This is a genomic window from Chitinophaga skermanii, assembly GCF_003259335.1.
Classification (GTDB): Bacteria; Bacteroidota; Bacteroidia; order Chitinophagales; family Chitinophagaceae; genus Chitinophaga; species Chitinophaga skermanii.
Genome location: NZ_QLLL01000012.1, coordinates 52,953 through 77,739 on the forward strand (window position 1 = coordinate 52,953; position 24,787 = coordinate 77,739).

General features: G+C 42.2%; 25 protein-coding genes. 12 read left to right on the forward strand and 13 right to left on the reverse strand.

Features of this window, described 5'->3' with window-relative positions; all coding sequences use genetic code 11:
* The first annotated feature begins 50 nt into the window (after positions 1-50).
* Together LX64_RS23710 and LX64_RS23715 are read left to right on the forward strand one after the other, a co-directional pair.
* Positions 51-1,271: a trans-sulfuration enzyme family protein gene (locus LX64_RS23710; protein WP_111600191.1), complete on the forward strand. Its 1,221-nt coding sequence runs from the start codon at positions 51-53 to the stop codon at positions 1,269-1,271.
* Positions 1,271-1,726 carry a GNAT family N-acetyltransferase gene (locus LX64_RS23715; RefSeq protein ID WP_111600192.1) on the forward strand — a complete coding sequence of 152 codons (456 nt, stop codon included), beginning with the start codon at positions 1,271-1,273 and terminating at the stop codon, positions 1,724-1,726. Before LX64_RS23710 ends, LX64_RS23715 begins: the two co-directional genes overlap by 1 nt.
* A gap of 963 nt (positions 1,727-2,689) precedes the next feature.
* On the opposite strand, the gene LX64_RS23720 is transcribed toward LX64_RS23715, so the two are convergent.
* The 4 genes from LX64_RS23720 to LX64_RS23735 all read right to left on the reverse strand — a co-directional run bounded on the left by LX64_RS23720 (position 2,690) and on the right by LX64_RS23735 (position 5,420).
* Positions 2,690-3,115, reverse strand: coding sequence for a hypothetical protein (locus LX64_RS23720; protein WP_111600193.1), 426 nt, complete (start codon positions 3,113-3,115; stop codon positions 2,690-2,692).
* Positions 3,116-3,250: 135 nt separating this feature from the next.
* On the reverse strand, positions 3,251-4,150 hold the full coding sequence (gene fabD / locus LX64_RS23725) for an ACP S-malonyltransferase (RefSeq protein ID WP_111600194.1): 900 nt from the start codon (positions 4,148-4,150) through the stop codon (positions 3,251-3,253).
* 191 nt (positions 4,151-4,341) lie between these two features.
* Positions 4,342-4,938: a GTP cyclohydrolase I FolE gene (gene folE / locus LX64_RS23730; protein WP_111600195.1), complete on the reverse strand. Its 597-nt coding sequence runs from the start codon at positions 4,936-4,938 to the stop codon at positions 4,342-4,344.
* A 68-nt stretch (positions 4,939-5,006) separates the two neighbouring features.
* Positions 5,007-5,420, reverse strand: coding sequence for a 6-pyruvoyl trahydropterin synthase family protein (locus LX64_RS23735; RefSeq protein ID WP_111600196.1), 414 nt, complete (start codon positions 5,418-5,420; stop codon positions 5,007-5,009).
* A gap of 147 nt (positions 5,421-5,567) precedes the next feature.
* On the opposite strand from LX64_RS23735, the gene mqnB reads away from it, so the two are divergent.
* Together mqnB and LX64_RS23745 are read left to right on the forward strand one after the other, a co-directional pair.
* Positions 5,568-6,236 carry a futalosine hydrolase gene (gene mqnB / locus LX64_RS23740; RefSeq protein ID WP_158538726.1) on the forward strand — a complete coding sequence of 223 codons (669 nt, stop codon included), beginning with the start codon at positions 5,568-5,570 and terminating at the stop codon, positions 6,234-6,236.
* Positions 6,237-6,278: 42 nt separating this feature from the next.
* On the forward strand, positions 6,279-7,064 hold the full coding sequence (locus LX64_RS23745) for a 1,4-dihydroxy-6-naphthoate synthase (RefSeq protein WP_111600198.1): 786 nt from the start codon (positions 6,279-6,281) through the stop codon (positions 7,062-7,064).
* Between the two features lies 1 nt (position 7,065).
* Here LX64_RS23745 and LX64_RS23750 read toward each other — a convergent pair whose 3' ends face one another.
* From LX64_RS23750 to LX64_RS23790, 9 genes are all read right to left on the reverse strand, one after another.
* On the reverse strand, positions 7,066-8,361 hold the full coding sequence (locus LX64_RS23750) for a cryptochrome/photolyase family protein (protein WP_111600199.1): 1,296 nt from the start codon (positions 8,359-8,361) through the stop codon (positions 7,066-7,068).
* Positions 8,362-8,393: 32 nt separating this feature from the next.
* Positions 8,394-9,224, reverse strand: a complete 831-nt coding sequence (locus LX64_RS23755; RefSeq protein WP_111600200.1) for an aminotransferase class IV — start codon at positions 9,222-9,224, stop codon at positions 8,394-8,396.
* Positions 9,225-9,287: 63 nt separating this feature from the next.
* Complete coding sequence (locus LX64_RS23760) at positions 9,288-9,944, reverse strand: 3-oxoacid CoA-transferase subunit B (protein WP_111600201.1); 657 nt, start codon at positions 9,942-9,944, stop codon at positions 9,288-9,290.
* Between the two features lie 3 nt (positions 9,945-9,947).
* Positions 9,948-10,640: a CoA transferase subunit A gene (locus LX64_RS23765; protein ID WP_111600202.1), complete on the reverse strand. Its 693-nt coding sequence runs from the start codon at positions 10,638-10,640 to the stop codon at positions 9,948-9,950.
* Between the two features lie 162 nt (positions 10,641-10,802).
* Positions 10,803-11,465, reverse strand: coding sequence for a DUF4296 domain-containing protein (locus LX64_RS23770; protein WP_111600203.1), 663 nt, complete (start codon positions 11,463-11,465; stop codon positions 10,803-10,805).
* Between the two features lie 56 nt (positions 11,466-11,521).
* Positions 11,522-12,457, reverse strand: coding sequence for a type IX secretion system protein PorD (gene porD / locus LX64_RS23775; protein WP_111600204.1), 936 nt, complete (start codon positions 12,455-12,457; stop codon positions 11,522-11,524).
* The gene (coaBC, locus tag LX64_RS23780) at positions 12,450-13,658 is read right to left on the reverse strand and encodes a bifunctional phosphopantothenoylcysteine decarboxylase/phosphopantothenate--cysteine ligase CoaBC (protein ID WP_111600205.1); all 1,209 of its coding nucleotides are present in this window, start codon (positions 13,656-13,658) and stop codon (positions 12,450-12,452) included. Before coaBC ends, porD begins: the two co-directional genes overlap by 8 nt.
* An 83-nt stretch (positions 13,659-13,741) precedes the next feature.
* Entirely contained in the window at positions 13,742-14,083 is a 342-nt protein-coding gene (locus tag LX64_RS23785) for a DNA-directed RNA polymerase subunit omega (protein ID WP_111600206.1), read from the reverse strand.
* Positions 14,052-14,882, reverse strand: coding sequence for an outer membrane protein assembly factor BamD (locus tag LX64_RS23790; RefSeq protein WP_111600207.1), 831 nt, complete (start codon positions 14,880-14,882; stop codon positions 14,052-14,054). Before LX64_RS23790 ends, LX64_RS23785 begins: the two co-directional genes overlap by 32 nt.
* 408 nt (positions 14,883-15,290) lie before the next feature.
* Here LX64_RS23790 and mraZ point away from each other — a divergent pair, with 408 nt between their 5' ends.
* The 8 genes from mraZ (at position 15,291) to LX64_RS23830 (ending at position 24,784) form a co-directional block, all read left to right on the forward strand.
* Positions 15,291-15,761 (forward strand): division/cell wall cluster transcriptional repressor MraZ, encoded by a 471-nt coding sequence (gene mraZ / locus LX64_RS23795; protein ID WP_111600208.1) that lies wholly within the window; start codon positions 15,291-15,293, stop codon positions 15,759-15,761.
* 13 nt (positions 15,762-15,774) lie between these two features.
* A complete protein-coding gene (gene rsmH, locus LX64_RS23800; protein ID WP_111600264.1) occupies positions 15,775-16,686 on the forward strand; it encodes a 16S rRNA (cytosine(1402)-N(4))-methyltransferase RsmH in 912 nt (303 codons plus the stop codon).
* Positions 16,687-16,775: 89 nt separating this feature from the next.
* Positions 16,776-17,135 (forward strand): FtsL-like putative cell division protein, encoded by a 360-nt coding sequence (locus LX64_RS23805; RefSeq protein ID WP_245952805.1) that lies wholly within the window; start codon positions 16,776-16,778, stop codon positions 17,133-17,135.
* A gap of 209 nt (positions 17,136-17,344) precedes the next feature.
* The gene (locus LX64_RS23810; protein WP_245952807.1) at positions 17,345-19,399 is read left to right on the forward strand and encodes a penicillin-binding protein; all 2,055 of its coding nucleotides are present in this window, start codon (positions 17,345-17,347) and stop codon (positions 19,397-19,399) included.
* Positions 19,399-20,865, forward strand: a complete 1,467-nt coding sequence (locus LX64_RS23815) for a UDP-N-acetylmuramoyl-L-alanyl-D-glutamate--2,6-diaminopimelate ligase (RefSeq protein WP_111600210.1) — start codon at positions 19,399-19,401, stop codon at positions 20,863-20,865. Before LX64_RS23810 ends, LX64_RS23815 begins: the two co-directional genes overlap by 1 nt.
* A gap of 33 nt (positions 20,866-20,898) precedes the next feature.
* Positions 20,899-22,149, forward strand: coding sequence for a phospho-N-acetylmuramoyl-pentapeptide-transferase (mraY, locus tag LX64_RS23820; protein WP_111600211.1), 1,251 nt, complete (start codon positions 20,899-20,901; stop codon positions 22,147-22,149).
* A gap of 23 nt (positions 22,150-22,172) precedes the next feature.
* On the forward strand, positions 22,173-23,546 hold the full coding sequence (gene murD / locus LX64_RS23825) for a UDP-N-acetylmuramoyl-L-alanine--D-glutamate ligase (RefSeq protein ID WP_111600212.1): 1,374 nt from the start codon (positions 22,173-22,175) through the stop codon (positions 23,544-23,546).
* A gap of 29 nt (positions 23,547-23,575) precedes the next feature.
* Entirely contained in the window at positions 23,576-24,784 is a 1,209-nt protein-coding gene (locus tag LX64_RS23830; RefSeq protein WP_111600213.1) for an FtsW/RodA/SpoVE family cell cycle protein, read from the forward strand.
* Positions 24,785-24,787: the final 3 nt, after the last annotated feature.

A 24,787-nucleotide genomic window follows, 5' to 3' on the forward strand; every position in this document is an offset into this window, starting at 1 on the left:
GTATTTTACATAGGGTAAGTAGACTTTTCAAACATTTTCAAATCACTAGCATGAGTAATAAAGTAATCAGCGGGTTTAGTTCGGCTTGTGTACATGAAGGACATGTGCAAGACCCCATGTATGCGCATATTACGCCGATATATGCATCGTCGACTTTTACGTACGATACGGCGGAGCAAGGAATGCATCGTTTCGAGGGAAAAGAAGAAGGTTATATTTATACACGTTGGGGCAACCCGAATTTCACGGAGGCAGAGCGAAAGATTGCGGCTTTGGAAGCATTTGGTTTACAAGATGAAAACGGGAAAGACCTAGTATTAAAGGGTATTTTACACGCTTCCGGCATGGCGGCCTTAACAACGCTTTTCTTGGGGAATTTGAAAGCTGGGGATGCAATTTTAACCCACTTCTCGCTGTATGGCGGAACGGAAGAAATGTTCCAGAAGATATTGCCGAATTTGGGGATCAACAGCATTATCGTAGATATGCACGATTTACATGCAACAGAAGAAACGCTAAAAGCGAACCCGCATGTGAAAATGATGTACTTGGAAACGCCTGCCAATCCTACGTTGCAGTGTGTTGACTTGGAAGAATTAACATTCATTGCTAAGAAATATAATCTTGTTACAGCGGTAGACAATACGTTTGCTACACCTTACTTGCAACAACCATTTGCCTTTGGTGTGGATTATGTATTCCATTCTACAACGAAATTCTTAAACGGTCATGGTACAGCAATTGGCGGTATTATTATTGGTAAGAATTTGGAATTGATGAATGGTTTCATGACAAAAACGCACCGTTTACTTGGTGGTAATAGCAACCCGTTCGACGCGTATTTATTAACCCAAGGCATAAAAACGTTGGAGTTGCGTATGGAACGTCATTGTCATAATGCCATGGAAGTAGCGAACTTCTTAGAGGCGCATCCTGCCATTGAAAGGGTGAATTACCTGGGCCTCTCCTCTCATCCCGATTTCGCCATTGCTTCAAAGCAAATGAAACACGGTGGTGCGATGATGAGCTTCGAATTGAAAGGCGGTTTAGAAGCCGGTACGAAATTCATCAATCGCTTGCAATTATGTACCCGCGCCGTTTCCTTAGGCACCTGTGATACATTGGTATCGCATCCCGCCTCGATGACACACTATGGCGTACCGAAAGCTACCCGCGAACAATACGGCATCACCGATGGCTTGATCCGAATGAGTGTAGGTATTGAATCCATTACAGATATTATCAACGATCTCAAACAGGCTTTACAATAATGCAACTAGATATAACCGTACGCCGGGCTACCGCAGAAGATTGCCCGCGTATATTGGAATTAGTACAAGAATTGGCTGATTACGAAAAAGCACCCAACGAAGTAACCGTTACATTGGCACATTTTACCGAATCGGGATTTGGCGATAACCCAGTATGGTGGGGCTTTGTAGCCGTTCATGAAAACAATATTATTGGCTTTGCCCTTTATTACACGCGCTTTTCTACTTGGAAAGGTTGCCGCATGTACTTGGAAGATATTATTGTTACTGAAAGCTTCCGTGGTAAAGGTGTTGGTAAATTGTTGTTCGATCGCCTTATTGTTGAAGCGAAAGAAAAGAACTACCACGGTATTTCATGGCAAGCGTTAGAATGGAATGAACCGGCGCTTAATTTTTACAAAAAGTATCATGCGAATTTTGATCCTGAATGGGTTAATTGCGCGATTACGTTTTAATACTATTTCATTGGTTTTTTTAAGCCTTCTCATTATTTGGGAAGGCTTTTTTGATTTCCCGGGGGGAGGTTCAAGAGTTTTTTGATGGGGCATCGGCCATTCTAATTTCAATTACATCCTAGTGTGTTACTTTCTTTGCTCGCCAAAGAAAGTAACCAAAGAAAGGCGAAAAACGCGCCGTGAAAACGGCGGGCGCGTTTTATCGGAGCTGTGATGAGGCGGTTGGGGTACTGTGCTGCCGGGCGTTGGTGTGTTGATGTTGATTATGTTGTTTTTTTGAGTGAGTTTGGGGATTTGGAGGAAGGGGGTTTAGATTGGGGTTGGTGAAAGCTTGGAAACTGTCGACTAAAAGCTAGGTAAAAGCTTACTTGATGTCGGTAAAATAGGGGGTTTAACAAGGTTTTTGTCGACAAAAGGCTTGGAAACTGTCGGACCGACCTTTGCCAGTACTGGGTTTGAGGCGAAAAAGTCGGAGTAGAGTCGGTGAAAAAATGGTAAATGCCCGTCAATACTGGGTTGTAGGGATGGGCAAAAAATGGGGTAAATTTCTTAGATGCTTGTTTATCAATACATCTTCAATTTTACCCTTTAATTATTCACTGCGGAAAGTAATTGGGGACTGCGGAAAAGAATATGGGGAGCCTTTGAAATTACAACTACTATCTTTTTTAAAGCCTATAATTTGCCTTTAAATGTTTTTGACAATCCAATGGGCGATATAAGCTACATATGGCTCTTAAAGGGCCGAAATATATTTTTGATGTATGTTGAATATATGTGGTATATATCTGAAACTTTGGGGGAATATTGGTACAATATTGGGCTAATATTAGGCGTATATGGGAGATATATTGTAAACAGCTTTTGGGGTATTGGGTAACGATGGCGGCAATTTCGCAAATTAACCATTAGGGGGTGTTTTTTGCTTAGGGTAATAAAAAGAGGCTTGGGGGAGCCTCTTCGTTATAAATTTGTTTTGATTAATTTTTGGAAGGTGAGGGTGTCTTGCGAGGCGAGGTCGGGGCGATCGTAGAAGTTGCCGATTTTGAAGATGGTTTGAGCGGAATCTATGAGGAATGGGTAGATGAGGGTGTCGAGTTCGCCGCCGCCGAGCATACGGGTGGTAATTTCGGTGGTGTCGAGGGTGTACATGTAGGCGCGGGGGATACCTATAGTGCCGGAACCGGGGCCGGTGTATAGTAAAAATGGTTTTTCTGCTCTTGTTCTAGTGAAAGGTGTTGGATCTTGGAATACGATCGTGTCGCGTTTCAGCGTGGATTCAATGTATACGTAGTCGTACGTGTTTACGGGTTCGAGCTTCTTTTTACAAGCACAAACTACTAACACTACGATAGCAGCGATGAAGATGCGGGTTGTTTTCAACTGCATGGTAAGGGTTTTTATTAAAACGCGAATTATGGAAAAATGTTACTTACTTCCTTTCAAGAGCAAAATACTACAAACAAGAACGCCCCGCAAGTTGCGAGGCGCTGTTGTGTATTTAAGAGCTTTGGGAAAGATGTATTAAGCAAGCGTTTCTGTGCCGCTGAAACCATCTGTTACCGCTGTTTTTTCAATTTTGTTTACCAAACCTTGTAATACTTTACCTGGGCCAACTTCAGTGAAGTGAGTAGCGCCATCAGCAACCATTGCTTGTACAGATTGTGTCCAACGAACAGCACCGGTTAATTGCGCGATTAAGTTAGCACGAATTTCAGTTGGTTCAGTTACTGCTTTTGCCACTACGTTTTGGTAAACTGGGCAAATAGGAGTACTGAAAGTAGTGGATTCGATCGCCGCTTGTAATTCGGCTTTAGCAGGTTCCATTAAAGGACTGTGGAAAGCACCGCCTACAGGCAATTTGAGGGCACGTTTAGCACCGGCAGCTTTCATTTGTTCACAAGCGATATCGATACCTGCATTAGAACCAGAAATTACCAATTGACCGGGGCAGTTGTAGTTAGCAGCCACTACGATTTCGCCGGTAATACCGGCACAAATTTCTTCTACTTTCTCATCAGCCAAACCAAGGATAGCCGCCATAGTAGAAGGATTTTGTTCGCAAGCTTTTTGCATAGCGTTCGCGCGGATAGCCACCAATTTCAACGCGTCTTCGAATTGAAGAGTTTTATTAGCTACCAAAGCAGAAAATTCACCCAGGGAGTGACCAGCTACCATATCTGGCTTAGCATTCGGCAAAGCGAGGTAAGCGATGACAGAGTGTAAGAACACTGCCGGCTGGGTTACTTTGGTTTGTTTCAAGTCTTCTTCTGTACCATTGAACATGATATCAGAAATACGGAATCCTAATATTTCGTTTGCTTTTTCGAATAAAGCCTTAGCTGTTTCGTTCGTGTCGTAAAGGTGTTTACCCATACCTGGGAACTGGGAACCTTGCCCAGGAAATACGTAAGCGTGCTTCATAGCTTGTTTTTATTAGATGTTACCCTTCGTTGTGCCTACTCTTTTAGTAAGGCAGGTTTTCAACTAGAGTGCAAATATAGCAGTATTAAATAATCCACCAAAGGTAGGCCCTGCCATTCATATAAACGAAAAATGGTTTAATTAAGTGTTTGAAAACAACCCAATTAAACCATTTTCACATAACAACTCGGTTAACCCAAGCGCGATGTTATTAATTTCATGAACTCGGCCCTCGTTTTCCCGTCACCAAATTGGCCAGAGAATGCGGAGGTGGTGGTCAGTGAATTTTGTTTTTGTACACCACGCATCATCATACAAAGGTGTTGCGCCTCAATTACTACGGCTACGCCAAGTGGTTGCAAGGTGTCTTGAATGGCATCCAAGATTTGGTGTGTAAGGCGCTCTTGCACTTGTAAACGACGCGAGTAAACGTCGACTACGCGGGCAATTTTGCTGAGGCCGGTGATATAGCCGTTCGGGATATAAGCTACATGAGCTTTCCCAAAGAATGGCAACATGTGATGTTCACACATAGAATACAATTCGATGTCTTTCACAATCACCATTTCGCTATATGCTTCGGTAAATTTCGCAGAATTCAAGATTGCTCTTGCATCTTGCTGGTAACCTTGCGTGAGCACTTGCATGGCTTTCGCCATTCTTTCCGGGGTTTTAACCAAACCTTCACGGTCTGGGTCTTCTCCCAATAATGCAATGCTCTCACGGTAATGTTGCATCAAACTGGCGGTAACATGCTCGTCGTATGATTCTATTTTGTTATATGCCATTACAATTATTTTATATCAACAATCTTAAAAACCGGGCTAGTATTTACGCAGTTTGGCTCGAGCGGGATTTATTTTCCGCCGTAATATTCTACGTAAATCTTAGGTGTTTCGTACAATTTAATGCAATGTAAAGCCGCGCCTTCCGGTAAATGCTGCTCTAATTGCTCCCAAATCGCGATCGCGAAGTTCTCGGCCGACGTGAATTTGCCAGCCATAAATGGTACGTCGACATTCAAGTTGCGGTGATCAACTTGTTCTATGATGACATCGTGAATTAAAGTCCCTAAAGTTTTTGCATTAAACACAAAACCCGTTTCTGGATGAGGTTCACCTTTAACGGTTACGTGTAATTCGTAGTTATGCCCGTGCCAATTTTCATTCGCACATTTCCCGAATACTTCTTTGTTTTCCTCTTTGCTCCAACCCGGGTTACTCAACTTGTGGGCCGCATTAAAATGCTCCACGCGTGTTAAATAAATCATTGTTTACTCAAAATTTTCGCAAAAATACGCCATATAAACTTAACACGAGGCCTGAACTTAATCATGATAGTTGTTTTACAAAAAAACACAACCTTTTCATCAAATGTTACAACACATGAAAAGCAATTAGTCGTAATTTTACAGCCGATGAAAGTCATTATTACTGCCGCTACACTACTGGAAATTAAACCCTTAGTGGAGCACCTCGCTACTGTGGCCGATCTTATTACCGGCCATGAATACTCCATCAAGCACCACACCGTAAAGGTAGTTATCGGCGGCGTGGGCATGATGGCCACCGCGTACAACGTAGGGAAAGAAATCATTATGTATCAGCCGCAATTGGTTATACAGGCCGGCATAGCGGGTAGTTTTGATCGAAATCTCCAACTGGGCGACGTGGTACAGATCACCAGCGAAACACTGGGCGATTTAGGGGTAGAGGATAATTTAGTGGTGAAAGATATGTTTGAAATTGGGTTGCTGAAGGAAAATGAAGCCCCTTTCACCGGTAACCAACTCATCAATCCCCATCAACTCCCCTACTTCAACTTCCCGGGCGTAAAAGGCGTTACCGTAAACCTCGTTTCCGGCTCGATTCCTACCATAGAAAGATTAGAAAAGGCATACCAACCAAGCATTGAAAGCATGGAAGGTGCCGCATTCCATTATGTATGTATCCAAGAGCAAGTACCATTCGTTCAGCTCCGCAGCATCTCCAATTATGTAGAAATCCGCGATAAAAGCAAATGGAACATTCCCTTGGCCGTACAATCACTTAATAAAGCCCTTACCGGCTTTATCGACCAATTATAGATTCCTTAGATATATGCTGTTCGCAGCAACAAAAAGAAGATTATGCAATTGACATTAGGATTTTCACCCTGCCCGAACGATACTTTCATCTTCGATGCATTGGTGAATCATGGGTTGCCCAATGAACAATACAAGTTTACTACTGAGCTAGAAGACGTTGAAACGCTTAACCAATGGGCGATGCAAGGTAAACTTGATATTACGAAACTTAGTTTCGCGATGGGCTTGAAAGTAGCAGATAAATATGAATTGTTGAACAGCGGCAGCGCATTAGGCAGGGGATGCGGACCATTGGTGATCGCGAAAAAGACGTTAACAGAAACGGAAATCAACGAAGGGCCTATTGCCATCCCTGGCGAAAACACCACGGCTAACTTGTTGTTTTCCATCGCGTACCCGAATGCTAAGAATAAAAAAGTGATGTTGTTTTCAGAGATTGAAAACGCGGTATTAGATGGAACAGTAGCGGCGGGTGTTATTATCCACGAAAACCGTTTCACTTACCAACAGAAAGGCTTAGTGAAATTGAATGATTTAGGCGATTTCTGGGAGAAAACAACCGGTCATCCTATCCCATTGGGCGGCATTTTCGTACGTAAATCGTTGCCTACAGCGGTAAAAGCCGACATCGACCGTTTGATTCACGATAGTTTGAAATTGGCTTTTGCGCAATATCCAACCTTAAGCGAGTATGTGAAAGCGCATGCACAAGAAATGGAAGAATCTGTGATGCGCCAGCACATTGATTTATATGTGAATGATTTTAGTTTGAATTTAGGTGAAGAAGGGCTGAAAGCGGTAGAACGCTTAAAGCAGGCTGCTTTATAGTTTACTTCTTCAGAGCCTTTGCATATGCCTCCAGCACACGTTTGCGGGCTTGCTCGTGTACAACGATAGGGCGAGGATATGTTAATTCATCCAATTCCGGCACCCATTTACGAATATACTTTAACTGCTTGTCGAACTTTTCTGTTTGCAAGCTGGGATTGAATACCCGGAAATAGGGTGCTGCATCACATCCACAACCTGCGGCCCATTGCCAGCCACCATTGTTAGCTGCTAAGTCATAGTCGAGCAACTTCTCAGCAAAATACGCTTCTCCCCAACGCCAATCGATCAGTAAATGCTTCGTTAAAAAGCTGGCTACAATCATGCGTACCCGGTTATGCATGAAGCCGGTTTCATTTAACTCGCGCATACCCGCATCTACAATTGGGTAGCCGGTTTGACCGGATTTCCATGCTTCGTATTCCCGTTCATTATTACGCCAAATAATTGCGTCGTATTCTTTTTTGAAAGCATGTCCTACTACATATGGGAAATGCCATAAAATCATGTGGTAAAAGTCGCGCCAGATCAATTCATTCAAGAATACTTCATTCAATTCCTTTGCCCGGCGGGCCAATGCACGAATACTTATTGTACCAAAACGTAAGTGTACGCTCAACCTCGACGTGCCATCTTGCGAAGGAAAATCGCGCGTTTCATTATAATGTTGAATGAGTGCATCTTCCACTTCTTCCGAAGGAAACGCTACTTCGTTCATCTCTTCAAAACCAATATCTGCCAAGGTTGGCAAGCTATGTGGCGCTGTTTGATGCAGGTTGAAAAAGTATTGCCCGGTTGGATATGCTTTTAAATGAAAGGGCGTTACATGCGACTTCCATTTCTTTGAATACGGCGTGAAGATGGTGTAAGGTTCGTTATTGTCTTTCAATACTTCGTTTTGTTCGAAAATAACTTGGTCTTTATAAGTATGAAAAGCAATGCCTTTTTCTGCTAATAACCGGTGAATATCGTTATCACGCTGCCTTGCATAAGGTTCATAATCGCGGTTAGTATGCACAGCTTTTACAGCGAATGTTTGCGTGATATGTTCGAATGCGGCTGTAGGCGTACCATGGTACACGTATAAACTGCTACCGAGTTTGCGAAGTTGTTGATCCAATGTGTGCAATGCACGGTGAATGAACACGACGCGTTTATCGGCTTTACTGGGCAGATCGTTGAGGATGTTTGTATCGAAAATAAAAACCGGCTGCACCGGGATATTTTGTTTTAATGCGTAATACAGGGCGGCATTGTCTTCCAGCCTAATATCACGACGAATCCACCAAATATTCATCTTCAAAATAATAGTAAAAAGAAATTGATCAATTACAACATGCCTTCATGCACAAGATCGTGCAATATTGCGGCTGTGGCGTTTCCATAGCTGCTGTCGCGGAATGCTCCTACCCAGCGAATGCCAAAGATAGCATTGGATAAAAATATTTCATCTGCATTTTCTAAATCGTCGATCGATAAGGGTTGCTCTTTAATTTTAAAAGGCGACTCTCCTTTCAGCAAATGTTTCCGCATTACACCGCACACGCAGCCTTCGCTGAGGGGAGGTGTATAAATGGTTTGTTGCTTAACGACGAAAATGTTTGCAATAGTGGTATCGGCTACTCTGCCGTATTGGTTAAGTAATACCACTTCATTGAATTGATGCTGCTTGGCGTATTGCGAAGCGAGGATATAAGGAAGGCAGTTATTGGATTTTACATTCCCGATTTTATCGGCTGATTTGCGCGCATCGGCATATATATCCAAGGTGAGGCCTTGTATGTTTAATTCGAATACTTGCCTTTGTAATTCCCAACATTGAATGAGGAAATGTGGCGTATTGTCTTCAGGTGCATACAATCCGCCACCTCCACGGAATACAGTCACCCTAACACGTGCTAAATTGCTAACGTTATTCAGGTGACATAATTCCAATATAAATTTAGTAAGGTATGTTTTCGTGAAATGTGTTGGCACGTTGAAATGCAAGATACGTAGGCTTGTAAAGAGGCGTTCGAAATGTAAGTCGGCCAACATAATTTGTCCTTGGTAAACTCGCATTGTTTCGAAGCAACCATCACCGTATCTAAAGGAGCGGTTATCCGCTGTAAACACTGGCTTATCTGCAGCCAGGAATGAACCATTATAACACAATTGCATACTACAAGGTACTACGATTAATCACAGTGTTTAGATAAAACAGTTCACGTGCCTTTCTGTTCACTAGAGCTTCATTTCCGGCACATCTGCTGGCACCACTAACCTACCGGCGGTTTTGGCTTGAATTTCTTCTACAGTTACACCTGGTGCACGTTCTAAAAGGTAAAACCCATTGGGTGTAACATCTAAAACGGCGAGTTCTGTCACAATTTTTTTAACGCAATGTACACCTGTTAGCGGCAAAGTACAGGCGGGGAGTAATTTACTTTCGCCTTTGGGGTTGGTGTGCATCATAGCCACGATAATATTTTTAGCAGACGCTACAAGATCCATCGCGCCGCCCATGCCTTTTACCATTTTACCAGGGATTTTCCAGTTGGCGATATCTCCATTATCGGATACTTCCATAGCACCGAGTACTGTTAAATCTACCTTTCCAGCGCGGATCATACCGAAGCTTTCAGCAGAATCGAAGAATACGCCGCCGGGTAATACGGTAACGGTTTCTTTACCGGCGTTAATGAGATCGGCGTCGATATCTTCTTCGTTTGGGTACGGCCCCATGCCGAGCATCCCGTTTTCAGATTGTAGCATAATGGAAATTCCGGCCGGAACAAAGTTCGACACGAGCGTTGGGATACCGATCCCGAGGTTCACATACATTCCATCTTGTAATTCTTGTGCAATTCTTTTTGCGATACCAAATTTATCGAGGGCCATAGTTTACATTTTAACGGTACGTCTTTCAATTCTGTTCTCATAATTCGCGCCTTGGAAGATGCGGTGCACATATATGCCTGGCACATGGATTTGATCTGGATCTAATTCACCAGGCTGCACTAAATGCTCTACTTCCACGATAGTGATATTGCCTGCTTTTGCCATAGACGTACTAAAATTGCGCGTCGTTTTCCTGAATACGAGGTTACCCATGGTGTCGCCTTTCCAAGCTTTTACAATTGCAAAATCGGCGTGCAGGGCCAACTCCATCAAGTAATCTTTTCCATTAAAATGACGTACCTCTTTGCCTTCGGCGATTTCGGTACCCACCCCAGCTGGCGTAAAAAAGGCAGGAATACCCATGCCGGCCATTTGTATACGCGTGGCGAGTGTACCTTGTGGAATTAGATCTACCTCCAATTCACCAGACAATAATTGTTTTTCGAACGTTGCATTTTCCCCCACATACGACGACATCATTTTCTTGATTTGCCTAGTTTGTAAAAGCAAACCCAGCCCGAAATCGTCGACCCCGGCATTATTGGAAATACAAGTTAGATTTTTGACGCCCTTGCGTACGAGGGCAGCGATGGTATTTTCTGGAATGCCGCACAATCCGAAGCCGCCTAGCATAAGCGTGGCGTTATCGGCAATATCGTGAATGGCCTCATCTGCATTAGAAACAACTTTATTCATACGAGGATTGATTTAACGGCTTTAGCACGCCAATGGCGAGCATACCGTAATGTTTTGGTTACTATATCGTAGTGCACAATGAGTTGCACAGGTTTACATACGATTGTTTTGCTAACGTGTTGGGGTTTCCTTGGTTGGTTCAAACGTCACAATTACATACACTTAGGAAACGCGAACAGGTGGTTCATATTTACCTCTTCCACGTTCAAGCGGAAGGTTTCTTAATCTCTTATTAACAGAATCTTTCTGTTGGTTCAATTGCTTCTTCTTATCGATCGCATCTTTTAAGGATGCAGCGCGAAGGGAATCGGCTGTTTTCTTAAAGGTTATTTGCTGAATGGAATCAGCGCGTTTATTGATGATGGAATCTGCATTGATTTTATCACCATATATTTTCTTCACCGAATCTACTTTCTTTTTACGCAAATCATCTTCGGCTTTACGTAACGCTTCTTGCCGCTTCGCTTCCAAAGAATCGGCCAACAAACGTTCACGTTTTACTACTACTAGCATTGTATCGTATACTTCACGTAATTTATCGGCATGCGATTCGTAATAGCGGTAGCTCTCCATGAACTCTTCTACACTTACATTGTGAATTTGCAAGATGTGCAAGTAATCCGTTTTCAAGGTAAGGTCACGTACAGAATCGCTGTGGATAATTACCCCCAGTTCTTGTTCGCGCGAGTTCACATCCGCCAAGTTCATATCGAATAATATTTTCGACATTTTATCTTGTTGGATGATGTTGCTTGGAACTTTCCCCTTATCACCACAAGCAGCTAAAGTGATGGCTGCCGTCAAAACGAAAAATAATTTGCGCATAATAGTTGTCAAAAATACTACGATTGTATTAATAAACAGTGGATTTTAACAGCGTTTTATTTCGCTGTTTTCAAAGCCTGGTAGCGCGCTGCATTTGGCACATCGATTTGCGATAGTATCTCTACTGCGCGGGCTTTTTCTTGTGGAGGAGCTTTGGAATAAATCTTTTGTAGTTCGTCGGCTTTGGAGCGGAAGAACATTTGAAGGAGGATATTATTGGGATTATCTTGGTAGATGGCTTGCATAAGGTTCAGGCAGTTGAGTATAGCGGCACGACCTTTAATCATATCGTCGTACATCACATCTAAACCATTCCGGTGATATTGGTATACCACGTCGTGGAACCTGCTGAAGCGCGCATTCAATAAGTTATCTTGGAGCCAGTAGCGGTTGTTTGTTCCTTCGAAAGCTTTCCAGCCGCTGATATCTTTACCATCGGGTGCGTTATTAACGATATTTTGGGCTTTCTTGAAGAAATTGTCGCCACCACGGGGAGAAAATGAATCATAATCCAAACCTAGCACAATGTACACGTAGAATGCGACTGTTGCTGTAAGGTTTGACACCATAGCATCGTTACCGGCAACGCGGTTTTCACTAAACTCTAATGGTTGGAATTCCACGTATTTAAAAGCTACATTGGCATCCATCGTATTCAAAATACTGGTAAGATACCCGGAGTTATATACAGGGCGTGTGGCTTGCACCGTTAAACTGGCACGGTACATATTACTACCAAGGTCCTGGTTAATATTGAGCATGAAATTGCAATCAATTCTTTCTGCAGTGGTGAAGCCATCATCACTCCATTTCCGACCATTGATAAACTCGGTGAGGGCAGATTGTAAAGTATTAAAAATCCTTTTATCTGTAGCACCTGAAATTTGGTTAGCTACAACACTTACGTTTGCGCGAATTTCTTGCGCAGTTGCATAATTGTACAGTGCGCTAACGCATAGGATAATGAGTAATGATAGGGCTTTTTTATGCATGTTGCAATTCGATTATAGCAGATACAATATCGTTGGCGATCGCTGTTTTCGACTTTAGAGGAAGCGCTGTTTCTTTGCCTCCTTTTGTGAATAAATACACTTTGTTGGTATCATAGTTGAAACCCGCGCCGGCATCATTCAACGAGTTGAGTACAACGAGATCGAGGTTCTTGTCTGTCAATTTCTTTAACGCAAATTCGCGTTCATTATTGGTTTCTAAAGAAAACCCTACTAACACTTGGCTGTCTTTCTTTTGAGTGCCGAGCGTTTTTAGAATATCTTTTGTTTTTTCCAGGTCGATATGCAGGCCTTCATCCTTCTTCTTGATCTTTACATCTGCCACCTGTGCTGGTCTATAATCGGCAACAGCGGCGGCGAGCACGGCTATATTAGCGGCATCGAAACGCTGGATACATGCATCGAACATTTGTTGCGCGGTTTGCACACGGGTTGTTTGAATCATGGGATGCGTAGTTCCGAGGTTCGTTGGACCTAATACTAGTTCAACCTCTGCCCCGTTATTGGCTAAAGCTTCCGCGATAGCAATCCCCATTTTCCCGCTAGAATGATTACTAATAAAGCGCACAGGATCAAGCGGTTCTACTGTTGGGCCAGCAGTTACCAATGCTTTTTTACCGGCGAGTGCACCAGACTTGGCGGCTTTTTGTGCGAAATAATGATCAAGGAACGTCACAATATCTTCAGGCTCACTCATCCTTCCTTCCCCAAATAAACCGCTGGCTAACTCACCTTTATTCACAGGCAACTGTATATGACCGAAAGATTTCAGTTTATCTACGTTGGCCTTAGTGGCAGGGTGAATCCACATATCTTCATCCATCGCCGGTGCGAACATTACGGGGCAAGTGGCGGATAGATACACAGCGAGCAGAATATTATCGCAAAGGCCATTTGCCATTTTGGCGAGTGTATTGGCTGAAGCGGGTGCAATAAGCATGGCATCGGCCCATCGACCTAGCATGACATGGTTACTCCAGGAGCCATTTTCGCTGATATGTAAACCTACTTCGTTTTTAGAAAGGGTGGATAAAGTGAGGGGGGTAATGAATTGGGTAGCCGAGGATGTCATCAGCACTTTTACTTCGGCGCCTGCTTTCACGAGTAAACGCACGAGTGTAGCAGCTTTATAAGCTGCGATACTGCCGGAAACGCCGAGTAGAATTTTCTTTCCTTGTAGCATGTAACAAAATAAAAGCGGCAGAATGCAATTATTCTGCCGCTATGAAGTTAGTATTTTTATAATAACTGTATGCTTAGTTGTGATTAACTAAACAAATCGTCGTCATTTTTACGGAAATAGATCTTGTTATCCAAGAACTCTTGTGTAGCTTGGATAGGCGAATTAGCCATTCTTTCGTAGAAGCGAGAGATTTCGATTTGCTCTTTGTTCTCGTGAACTTCTTCCAAATTATCGGTATGGCTAGCGAACTCTTCTAATTTAGAGTGCAACTCTTCCTTTACAGAAATATTGATCTGGTTAGCCCTTTTAGCGATAATGGCAATTGACTCGTACAGGTTACCAGTCCTGTTTTTAATATCGGTGGTGTTTTTAGTTTCAACCCAAGGGTTTAAACTACTGGTTAAGCTTCGCTTTATTTTGCTCATTTTCGAGGGATTTAATATTGTTTTTAGCTAAGTTATAATATTTTTCGGCATCGCCCTTCAATTTACTGTTAGGGTAACGGTCTGTAAACTCCAAATACTCTGTAACTACGCGTTCGTAGCGCTCTTTCTGCTTTTCCCAGATACTATTTTTAGCATAAAGGTAGTAGCTTTTAATAGCCAAGTACTTGTAATCGTCGCTCCTGTCCGAATCGGGGTAATTGCGCATGAGGTTCGTAAAAGACACTCCTGCAGCTTTATAATGCCCCAAGTTGTAATAAAGTTCACAAGCGTTGTACTCTTTTTTCTCCAGTTTCTTACGGCAGAGTTCAATTACCATATTGGCTTCTGAAACTTTGTCGGAATTAGGATACGTATTAATGAAAGTTTGCATTGCTGCGATAGCTTTCATTGTATTCGCTTGATCTAACGGCACTTTGGGCGACAGTTTGTAATAGCTATACGACTGCATATAGTCTATTTCCATGGCCCTAGGGCTGTTTGGAAAGGCATCCAAGTAATTTTTGAAGTGGAAAGTTGCTTGCTGATAGTCCTTCAAATAATAAGAACAATACGCGTAGCGATAATATAACCCTTCAAATTTTTCGGTGCCTTTATATACGGGAATAAGTTCATCGTACAGCGTTTGCGCCATGTTGTACTTCTTTTTTTCGTACATCCGGTCGGCATACGCTAACTTTTGTTCCACGTTATTGGTTCTCTCGATTTTCCGCAACTCCATGTTGCAGGCAGACATACCGACTAAAGCCACGAGGCTCGCTAAAATGAAAATTTTCCGCATAAAAAGAATCGCAAAGTTACGAATTAAATGTAAATATAAGGTAGCCTGCCATTGGGAGTAGTTAAAATTTTGCCAAAACCCACACCAGTTAATAACCTGGGCGCGATATAATAATATTTTCTACCAAAAAATACAAATAAAATACACCGTTGAAAATCGACGAATTGGGCCATTTGGCCGTTGATGCACCTTTTTTAGCCTTTAAATCACATCAATACTAGCACAATAAACACTTTTTCAACAGTTAAAATATTTTTATCCACACACTAGTACCTGAAAACCGCTATAAACGGTTGATTTTAGGCATAGTAACCCTGTGGAAAAAATTTTTAATCCATTTTTTCGTTTAAAAGTGGGGAAAAGTGTTATTTTGTGTTAGAAAATGGAATTAAAGTACATTTCTCAAGCATGACGGGTTTTTTAGGAGAATACGAAGCAACGCTGGATGCTAAAGGACGCTTCCTGTTACCTGCCGGTTTCAAAAAGCAGGTCTCAGAAAGTGCGGCCGGTCAGTTCGTAATCAACCGTGGCTTTGAAAAATGTTTGACATTATATCCCATGAACGAGTGGCAGCCGATTTTTGAGAAGATCAGTGCGTTAAACGATTTTGATCCGAAAGTTAGGGAATTCCGTCGTTACTTTTTAAACGGGGCTACCGTTTTAGAGCTAGACACAGCGGGAAGGTTATTGTTACCGAAGAACCTAATGGCGCATGCGGGATTGGAAAAAGACATTGTGTTATCGGCGGCGAGCAAGAAGATAGAGATCTGGGATAAAATTAAGTACCAAGAGTTCTTTGAAAATTTCTCACCAGAAGCCTTCAGTAGCCTGGCACAGCAGGTGATGGGCGGCGGCAACGACAACCTGCCGTCTATTTAAAAAAATGAAGCATATGGGAGCATCGGAATATCATTTACCAGTTCTTTTACACGAAGTAATTGAACTTTTACAAATAAAGCCAGATGGCATCTATGTAGATGCTACATTCGGCGGAGGTGGCCATTCAAGAGCCATCTTATCGCATTTGAATGAAAACGGGCGATTAATCGTATTCGACCAGGATGAAGATGCGTATAATAACCGTATCGACGATCCTAGGGTAACATTTGTACAACATAATTTTAGGCATTTGCAAAGGTTTTTGCGACTGCATAAAGCAATACCAGTCGACGGTGTTTTGGCTGATTTGGGGGTTTCTTCCCACCAATTTGACACCGGTGAACGTGGGTTTAGTACCCGTTTCGATGGCGACCTTGATATGCGGATGGACCAGCGTTCTGAACTAACGGCGGCACAAATTCTTAAAACTTATTCAGAGCAACGATTACAACAGTTGTTCCAAGATTTTGGGGAAGTGACCAACGCGAAAACACTGGCCAACACTATTGTAACCTTGCGGAAGGCACACCCGGTGCGCACAATTAACGAGTTTAAAGCGTTAATTCAGCCGGTTGTAAAAGGCAATCCTGCCAAGTACTTAGCCCAAGTGTTTCAAGCCTTGCGAATAGAAGTAAACGATGAACTGGGTGCATTGAAAGATTTATTGCAACAAGCCACGGAAGTATTAAAACCGGGCGGCCGAATGGCAATTATCACCTTTCACTCCCTAGAAGATAGACTGGTGAAAAATTATATTAAAAACGGTTTATTAGAAATGCAAGACGACAATCCGTTTGCCTTCGAAACACCCCCAAAGATTTTTCAACCTGTTACTAAAAAACCGGTAACAGCAGGAGAAGTTGAGCTGAAAAATAACTCCAGGTCGAGGAGCGCCAAATTACGTGTGGCAGAAAAGTTAGCGTAAAGAGCAAGCTTGGCGCGCACCTATCCTTCCCTTCCCTAGCTTATGTAAGTAAACATTTAATAATTATTGTAAAAGCAGTATAGTTAAACGTGTTGCAGGAAGAAGCAAATATCATTCAACAAGAAGAGCGTGAAGAAACGCCTACCGCAAAACAAGGTTGGCATCTTCGCATCAATTACAGGCTGATGGTACAAAACATTCCATTCATCCTGTTCTTGGCAGCTTTGGCGCTCGTTTACATTGCGAATAGCCACCTAGCCGAGAAAAAAATCCGGAGGATCAATAAACTCGGAAAAGAGATTAAAGAACTAAAGTACCAGTACTTAAATGTGAAGAGCGAACTGATGTTTCAAAGCAAAATGAGCGAAGTGAGCAAAACGGTTGAAGGAACGGGACTGAAAGAGCTAAACGCCCCGCCACAGAAAATCGTGGTAAAAGATGAAAAATAAAACATTCATCTGCACCAAAACAAACTAAACTAATTACCTGGAAAAAGACAAGATCATTTTACCCCAACATATCATACGGTTCATTTATACATAACTATCGGAAACGTATATACGAAAAAGGTGAAATGAAAACGAGAATATAAACTAACCCTCAAACGTTGGAAATTAAAAAAGACATACTATGGCGAGTATATCTGTGCTTTATAGGCATGGTGATATTCGCTGTGGCTATTTTGGCCAAAGTGTTCGTCATTCAAAACGTACAAGGGGCCAAATGGAAAAGCTTTGCCGACAGTTTACAAACACAATATGTAACACTCGACGCCGACCGGGGGACAATTTACTCAGAAGAAGGTCGAATGCTTTCCACTTCTGTTCCATACTTCGACATACGGATTGACTTTGCCGCGGATGGATTGAGAAAAGATAACGGGAAAATATTCACTGATAATTTAGATAGTCTTTCTATAGCGTTAGCCGGTTTGTTTCAAGACAAATCGGTTAATGCATATAAGACCCTCCTAAAAGAAGGGTATAAAAGTCGCGATAGATATTTCTTGTTGAAGAGAAATATCAACTTCTCCCAATTCCAAGCGTTGCGGGAGTTTCCTATGTTTAAACTAGGAAGAAACAAAGGTGGTTTGATTGCTGAGACGAAGAATAAACGCATCAATCCATTTAAACTCTTGGCTAATCGTACGATCGGTTTGGCAAGGGATAATGCACAAAACGTAGGGTTGGAAAACACATACGACAGCGACCTTCGCGGTGTAACAGGTAAACGTCTAATGCGCCGTATTGCTGGTGGTACTTACGTTCCAATGGATGGGTACGATATCGAACCAGAAAATGGTAAAGACATCGTAACAACCCTCGACGTAAACATGCAAGACATCGTGGAAACAGCGCTGATGCGTATGATGATCCAGAATGAATGTGAGCATGGAGCTTGTATCTTAATGGAAGTAAAAACCGGTAAGATCAAGGCCATTGCAAATTTGGGTCGTCAACCAGATGGTAGCTATACGGAAGATTACAACTATGCTTTGCAAGCAGGCGAGCCCGGGTCAACTTTCAAATTGGCCACCATGATCGCCCTGTTAGAAGATAAATATATCACGCCTGAAGATCAAGTTGACTTGAACTATGGATCGTGGAAAGTAGGCAAAAGAACCGTGTACGATTCTGAGCCACATCATCTCACTAACGTCACCATCAAACATGCATTCGAAAGAAGTTCGAACGTAGCGATGGCGAAGTTGGTGCAACAATATTATAAAGGCCAACCCAATGCTTTCGTAAAGCACTTACAAGCATTACGTCTCGATTCTGTAACAGGAATCGATTTGAAAGGTGAAGGTCGCCCTGTTATTAAAAACACGGCATCAAAAACGTGGAGCGCCACCAGTTTACCTTGGATGGCCTTTGGTTATGAAGTGTTACAATCGCCACTCCAAACCGCCATGTTATACAATGCAGTGGCCAACAACGGCAAAATGATGCGTCCTTACTTGGTGAACTCCGTAATGGAATTCGGCGAACCAATTAAAACGTTTTCACCACAAGTTGTGATGGATAGCATATGTAGCCAACATACTTTGAAACAAATAAAAAGTATGCTAGAAGGTGTAATGATATCAGGTACAGGTAGAGCTTTATTTAGCCCTTATTACAAAATTGCCGGCAAAACGGGTACTGCCCTAGTTGCCGATCAACATAGAGGTTACGCTGCGAAGATCTATCAATCATCGTTTGCAGGTTATTTCCCTGCCGACGATCCACAATATACTTGCGTAGTGGTGATTAAAAACAAATCCCACGCCGCTAAAATTTATGGTGCAACCGTTGCAGGTCCAGTGTTTAGAGAAGTTTCCGATAAACTCTTCGCCATTGCAGTCGATAAGCACAAACCCATGGAAGGCACCGCTCAAATTGATACCCTCCTTGCTGTAAAAAGCGGGAAAGGCAGCGATTGGAGAAGTATTGTCAACACTTTACAACTTCCTTGGAAAGGCACGCTCACCAATAATAACTGGGTTGATGCCTCCATTAATGAACAAAAATTTGCGTTCCAACCGCTCGTTCAACCCGGTGGCACTACCGTGCCAAACGTTAAAGGAATGGGCTTAAAGGATGCATTATACTTGTTAGAAAATGCCGGCCTCCGTGTAGTTATTAAAGGAGCCGGTAAAGTAGTTACACAATCGTTGCCAGGCGGAACTGCTATTGGTAACGATAAAACGATTGTTATAGAGTTGAGCTAATGAAGGTTTTAAGAGACATATTATATAACGTCAATATTGTTTCCATCCATGGTGATAACAATATCGAAGTGCATGCGCTAAGTATCGACTCTAGGCACATCGCACAAGGCGATGCGTTTATTGCCATCAAAGGAGTAGCGGCAGATGGACATGCATACATTACCAAAGCTATTTCATTAGGCGCAACGGCAATTGTGTGTGAAGATTTACCAGCAGAACTACAAGACGGCGTATGCTACGTGCAAGTGAGTAACAGTCATGCTGCTTGTGGTATTATGGCAAGCAACTTTTACAATAATCCATCGAAACAACTACAATTAGTAGGCGTAACAGGAACGAACGGCAAAACTACCATTGCTACTATCCTCTTCCGATTGTTTTCGAAAATGGGATACCATTGTGGGCTGATTTCTACCGTACAAAATCAAATCGGCGATGAAATCATTCCTAGTACACACACTACGCCAGATGCTATTAGCTTAAACGCTTTGTTGGCGAAAATGGTGGAAGAAGGATGTTTGTATGCTTTCATGGAAGTAAGCTCCCACGCGATTCATCAACAACGTATCGCGGGATTACAATTTGCTGGTGGAATTTTCTCAAATATTACACACGATCATCTCGACTATCATAAAACGTTCGACGAATATATCCGCGTGAAGAAATCTTTCTTCGATAGTTTACCAAGCAACGCGTTTGCTTTAACAAACATCGATGATAAACGCGGAAACGTGATGCTTCAAAACACCAAGGCGCGGAAAGCCAGTTACAGTTTACGCACCTTGGCCGATTTCAAAGGCAAAATCTTAGAGAATGGCCTAACAGGCTTGTTCATGCAGATTGGTGAAAGCGAAGTACACTTCAGGTTGATAGGCGAATTTAACGCGTACAACCTGTTGGCGGTTTATGGAGCAGCTATATTACTGGGTAAAAGCAAAGATGAAGTACTGCGCATTTTAAGTGATGTACAAGGTGCTGAAGGTAGATTCGAATATATCGTTTCCGCTAAGGATAAGATTATCGGTATCGTAGATTATGCACATACCCCTGATGCTTTGCTAAATGTGTTGGCTACGATTAAAAATCTACGTCAAGGTCATGAGCAAATCATCACAGTAGTTGGTTGCGGTGGCGATAGGGATAAAACGAAACGCCCAATAATGGCAGAAGTGTCGGCGGAGCATAGTGACAAAGTAATTTTCACATCCGACAACCCTCGTAGTGAAGACCCGGCAGAAATTATACGTGAAATGGAAGTCGGTGTAGCCGCTCATCTTAGGAAGAAAACAATCTCGATCCAAGATCGCAAAGAAGCCATTAAAACGGCGATTAGCTTAGCTGGGAAAGATGATATTGTGCTAGTGGCAGGAAAAGGGCACGAGAAATACCAAGAAATTCACGGGGTAAAACACCCGTTCGATGACAAAAAAGTACTCGAAGAAATGTTTCAATTACTAGGAAAATAAACAAAAAATATAAGCGCGTAACAGTTAACAAATATGTTATACTATTTATTCAATTACTTAAAAGAACACTTCAACATTAGCGGATCGGGTATGTTCCAGTTCATTACCTTCCGCGTGACTATGGCATTGCTGTTATCGCTTGTTATTTCATTGTTGCTTGGAAAGAGAATCGTAAGGTATTTACAGAAAAAACAAATTGGCGAAACCATCCGTGATTTGGGTTTAGCCGGTGAAAATACAAAGAAAGGAACACCAACGATGGGTGGCTTGATCATTTTGGCGGCCATCATCATCCCAACCATCCTTTTCGCCCGCGTGATGAACGTGTACATCCTATTAATCTTGTTATGTACAATTTGGTTAGGATTGATAGGGTTTATTGATGACTATATCAAAGTATTTAAAAAGAATAAAGAAGGTTTGGCAGGAAGATTTAAAATTCTTGGCCAAGTGGGATTAGGCTTGATTGTAGGAACAACTTTATACTTCAATGAAAACGTGGTGATCAGCCGCGAAGTAATGAACGGTAAAAAGTTAGCACCTACAGAACAAGTAATCAGCAAAGAAGAAAGGGTGACGAAAGACGGGCACCGTTTCGTTGATGTGAAAACTCCCATTACAACGATCCCGTTCGTAAAAAACCACGAATTCAACTATTCGAAATTGATTTCTTGGATCCCAGGTGGTGAAAAATATACGTTCGTCATCTACATCCTAGCTGTGATTATCATTATCACTGCTGTATCCAATGGGGCAAACCTAACTGATGGGTTAGACGGATTGGCAACGGGCGTGTCGGCTGTAATTGGGGTCTGTTTGGGGATATTTGCGTATGTATCGGGTAACATCCAGTTCGCTGAGTATTTAAATATTATGTACATCCCCAACTTGGGTGAATTGTCCATTTTTATTGCAGCGTTTGTAGGTGCGTGTGTTGGCTTCTTGTGGTATAATGCTTATCCTGCACAGGTTTTCATGGGTGATACGGGTAGTTTAGCATTAGGCGGTATCATTGCATCGTTGGCTATTATTGTAAGAAAAGAATTGTTAGTACCTATTTTCTGTGGTGTGTTTTTGGTGGAAAGTTTGAGCGTGATGATCCAGGTTAGTTACTTCAAGTATACAAAAAAGAAATATGGTGAAGGAAGAAGACTCTTGAAAATGTCGCCTTTACATCACCACTATCAAAAATTGGGATACCACGAAAGTAAGATCAGCGTGCGTTTCTGGATTGTAACGATTATGTGTGCGGCTGTATCTATTGCAACGTTGAAAATGAGATAATCATCCCAAAAAGAAAGATTGAATTGGAAAATAATCAAACATATCATCCAACAAAGACGAAATTAATCGTACTCGGTGCCGGCGAAAGCGGTATCGGTGCGGCTATTTTAGGCAAGCAAAAAGGTTACGAAGTTTTTGTTTCGGATGGCGGTGCTATTAAGGATATCTATAAACAAGAGTTAGCAGTTAACAACATTCCATTTGAAGAGTTGCAACATTCGATGGACGTGATTTTAGGTGCTGATGAAATTGTGAAAAGCCCAGGTATCCCAGAGAAAGCCGACATCATGAAGCAAATCCGGGCAAAAGGCATCCAAGTTATTTCTGAAATTGAATTTGCATATCGTTATAGCAAAGAAAGCAAAATAATCGCGATCACCGGTAGCAACGGGAAAAGTACCACTACCGCGCTTACATACGACATATTTAAGCGCGCAGGCCTCGACGTGGCCATGGTAGGTAATATTGGAGTAAGTTATGCAAAGCAAGTTGCTACGGCACCTGCGGAGTATTACGTAATTGAGATAAGCAGTTTCCAGCTAGACGATATCATCACGTTTAAGCCCAACGTGGCAATCCTTTTGAATATCACACCCGATCATCTCGACAGGTATGAATACAAGATGGAGAACTACGTGGCATCAAAGTTCCGTATCGCCATGAATCAAACAGCCGAAGATTACTTCGTATTCTGTTTAGACGACCCGGAGATAATGGAACACTTGAAAGCGAAACCCATTATTTCAACATTAATACCATTTACTATTATGGAACCACTGAAAGAAGGCGGCTTTATAGAAAACAATCAATTGAAAATTCAATTGAAGGATGGTATGGAAGCAGAGATCGTATCGATGTACGACTTAGCTTTAAAAGGTAAACATAATTTATATAATTCGATGGCCGCAGGCATCGCGGGTAGAACTATGAATATTAGAAATGAAAAGGTCCGCGAAAGCTTAGTTAGTTTCAAGAGCTTAGAACACCGTATGGAACATGTATCTACGGTGCGTGGTGTAGAGTTTATTAATGATAGCAAAGCCACTAATGTAAACTCACTCTGGTTTGCACTGGAAAGCATGGAAAGTCCAGTTGTGCTAATCATGGGTGGTGTTGATAAAGGCAATGATTACAACGCGGTGAAAGAGCTCGTTCAAGAAAAAGTAAAAGCCATTGTATGTTTAGGTATCGATAATAAGCCTATTCACGACTCATTAGCAGAATATGTTGATGTAATGGAAGATACTTTATCGATGAAAGATGCTGTTGAAAAAGCATTTAAACTCGCTGCTAAAGGTGATGTTGTATTGCTTTCTCCTGCATGCGCAAGCTTCGATCTTTTCAAAAACTATGAAGAAAGAGGTAAGCAATTCAAACTAGCTGTACGCGAATTGTAGCAATTTTTATCACGATAAAAAATTGAGCCATGAATAAGTTACTACGTAAAACCCAGGGTGATAAAGTGATTTGGTCGATAGTGATTTTCCTGTCGGTAGTAAGCTTATTGGCGGTATATAGCTCAATTGGTTCTTTGGCATATAGGCGATATAACGGTAACACCGAGTTCGTTTTAATAAAACAGCTCGTAGTACTTGGTTTAGGATTGCTGATTATATATTTCGCACACCGGGTGAATTATACGATTTACTCGAGGGTAGCGCAAATTGGGTTCTTGATTTCCATCCCGCTTCTTATGTACACACTCGTATTTGGTTCGAATGTGAACGACGCTAGCAGGTGGATCAAAATCCCGATCATCAACCTCACCTTCCAAACTTCAGATATTGCAAAGCTCGCTTTGTTCATGTACGTAGCGAGGATGCTGTCGAAAAAGCAACACGTGATTAACGATTTCAAGAAGGGATTTCTGCCGATGATTATTCCAATCGGTATTATCTGCATGTTGATTATGCCGGCAAATATGAGTACAGCGCTGTTGTTGGGGTTGAGTTGTATGACATTATTATTCATGGGGCGCGTACCTATTAAATATTTGCTGTCGCTCATAGGATTGGGCATCTTGGGGTTAGTGATGTTCTTTGTAATAGCGAAAGCTGTGGGTTTTGAAGGTAGGATTCAAACATGGATCAACCGTATCGAGAATTTCGTTACCGCAAAAGAGCACGATGATATGCCTTACCAAGTACAGCAAGCCAACATCGCCATTGCAGGCGGTGGTGTAATTGGTAAAGGTCCGGGTAATAGCACGGCAAAAAATTTCTTGCCACACCCCTATTCCGATTATATCTATTCGATCATTATCGAAGAATACGGGATGTTTGGCGCGGCTTTGATATTAATGGCTTACTTGGTTTTACTATTGAGAAGCATACGGATATTCAAGAATTGCCCGTACGCATTCGGCGCCTTTTTAGCCTTGGGATTGAGCGTGACACTTGTCATACAAGCCCTTGCCCATATGGCGGTGAATGTTGGGCTCTTCCCGGTAACAGGTTTAACCCTACCGTTGGTGAGCATGGGTGGTTCTAGTGTAATATTTACTAGTTTGGCTATTGGTATTATTTTGAGTGTGAGTAGAAACGTGGAAAATATAGAAGGAGCGAAGAAAGAGAAGAAGGAATCAGAAGAAGATATTCCACCTCCTGCCACAGATCAAATTCAAGCGGTAGCATAAAAA

Excerpts from the sequence above, each read along its gene's own strand:
- LX64_RS23710 (WP_111600191.1), top strand. The coding sequence starts at position 51 with ATGAGTAATAAAGTAATCAGCGGGTTTAGTTCGGCTTGTGTACATGAA.
- LX64_RS23715 (WP_111600192.1), top strand. The coding sequence starts at position 1,271 with ATGCAACTAGATATAACCGTACGCCGGGCTACCGCAGAAGATTGCCCG.
- LX64_RS23720 (WP_111600193.1), bottom strand. The coding sequence starts at position 3,115 with ATGCAGTTGAAAACAACCCGCATCTTCATCGCTGCTATCGTAGTGTTA.
- fabD (WP_111600194.1), bottom strand. The coding sequence starts at position 4,150 with ATGAAGCACGCTTACGTATTTCCTGGGCAAGGTTCCCAGTTCCCAGGT.
- folE (WP_111600195.1), bottom strand. The coding sequence starts at position 4,938 with ATGGCATATAACAAAATAGAATCATACGACGAGCATGTTACCGCCAGT.
- LX64_RS23735 (WP_111600196.1), bottom strand. The coding sequence starts at position 5,420 with ATGATTTATTTAACACGCGTGGAGCATTTTAATGCGGCCCACAAGTTG.
- mqnB (WP_158538726.1), top strand. The coding sequence starts at position 5,568 with ATGAAAGTCATTATTACTGCCGCTACACTACTGGAAATTAAACCCTTA.
- LX64_RS23745 (WP_111600198.1), top strand. The coding sequence starts at position 6,279 with ATGCAATTGACATTAGGATTTTCACCCTGCCCGAACGATACTTTCATC.
- LX64_RS23750 (WP_111600199.1), bottom strand. The coding sequence starts at position 8,361 with ATGAATATTTGGTGGATTCGTCGTGATATTAGGCTGGAAGACAATGCC.
- LX64_RS23755 (WP_111600200.1), bottom strand. The coding sequence starts at position 9,224 with ATGCAATTGTGTTATAATGGTTCATTCCTGGCTGCAGATAAGCCAGTG.
- LX64_RS23760 (WP_111600201.1), bottom strand. The coding sequence starts at position 9,944 with ATGGCCCTCGATAAATTTGGTATCGCAAAAAGAATTGCACAAGAATTA.
- LX64_RS23765 (WP_111600202.1), bottom strand. The coding sequence starts at position 10,640 with ATGAATAAAGTTGTTTCTAATGCAGATGAGGCCATTCACGATATTGCC.
- LX64_RS23770 (WP_111600203.1), bottom strand. The coding sequence starts at position 11,465 with ATGCGCAAATTATTTTTCGTTTTGACGGCAGCCATCACTTTAGCTGCT.
- porD (WP_111600204.1), bottom strand. The coding sequence starts at position 12,457 with ATGCATAAAAAAGCCCTATCATTACTCATTATCCTATGCGTTAGCGCA.
- coaBC (WP_111600205.1), bottom strand. The coding sequence starts at position 13,658 with ATGCTACAAGGAAAGAAAATTCTACTCGGCGTTTCCGGCAGTATCGCA.
- LX64_RS23785 (WP_111600206.1), bottom strand. The coding sequence starts at position 14,083 with ATGAGCAAAATAAAGCGAAGCTTAACCAGTAGTTTAAACCCTTGGGTT.
- LX64_RS23790 (WP_111600207.1), bottom strand. The coding sequence starts at position 14,882 with ATGCGGAAAATTTTCATTTTAGCGAGCCTCGTGGCTTTAGTCGGTATG.
- mraZ (WP_111600208.1), top strand. The coding sequence starts at position 15,291 with ATGACGGGTTTTTTAGGAGAATACGAAGCAACGCTGGATGCTAAAGGA.
- rsmH (WP_111600264.1), top strand. The coding sequence starts at position 15,775 with ATGGGAGCATCGGAATATCATTTACCAGTTCTTTTACACGAAGTAATT.
- LX64_RS23810 (WP_245952807.1), top strand. The coding sequence starts at position 17,345 with ATGGTGATATTCGCTGTGGCTATTTTGGCCAAAGTGTTCGTCATTCAA.
- LX64_RS23815 (WP_111600210.1), top strand. The coding sequence starts at position 19,399 with ATGAAGGTTTTAAGAGACATATTATATAACGTCAATATTGTTTCCATC.
- mraY (WP_111600211.1), top strand. The coding sequence starts at position 20,899 with ATGTTATACTATTTATTCAATTACTTAAAAGAACACTTCAACATTAGC.
- LX64_RS23830 (WP_111600213.1), top strand. The coding sequence starts at position 23,576 with ATGAATAAGTTACTACGTAAAACCCAGGGTGATAAAGTGATTTGGTCG.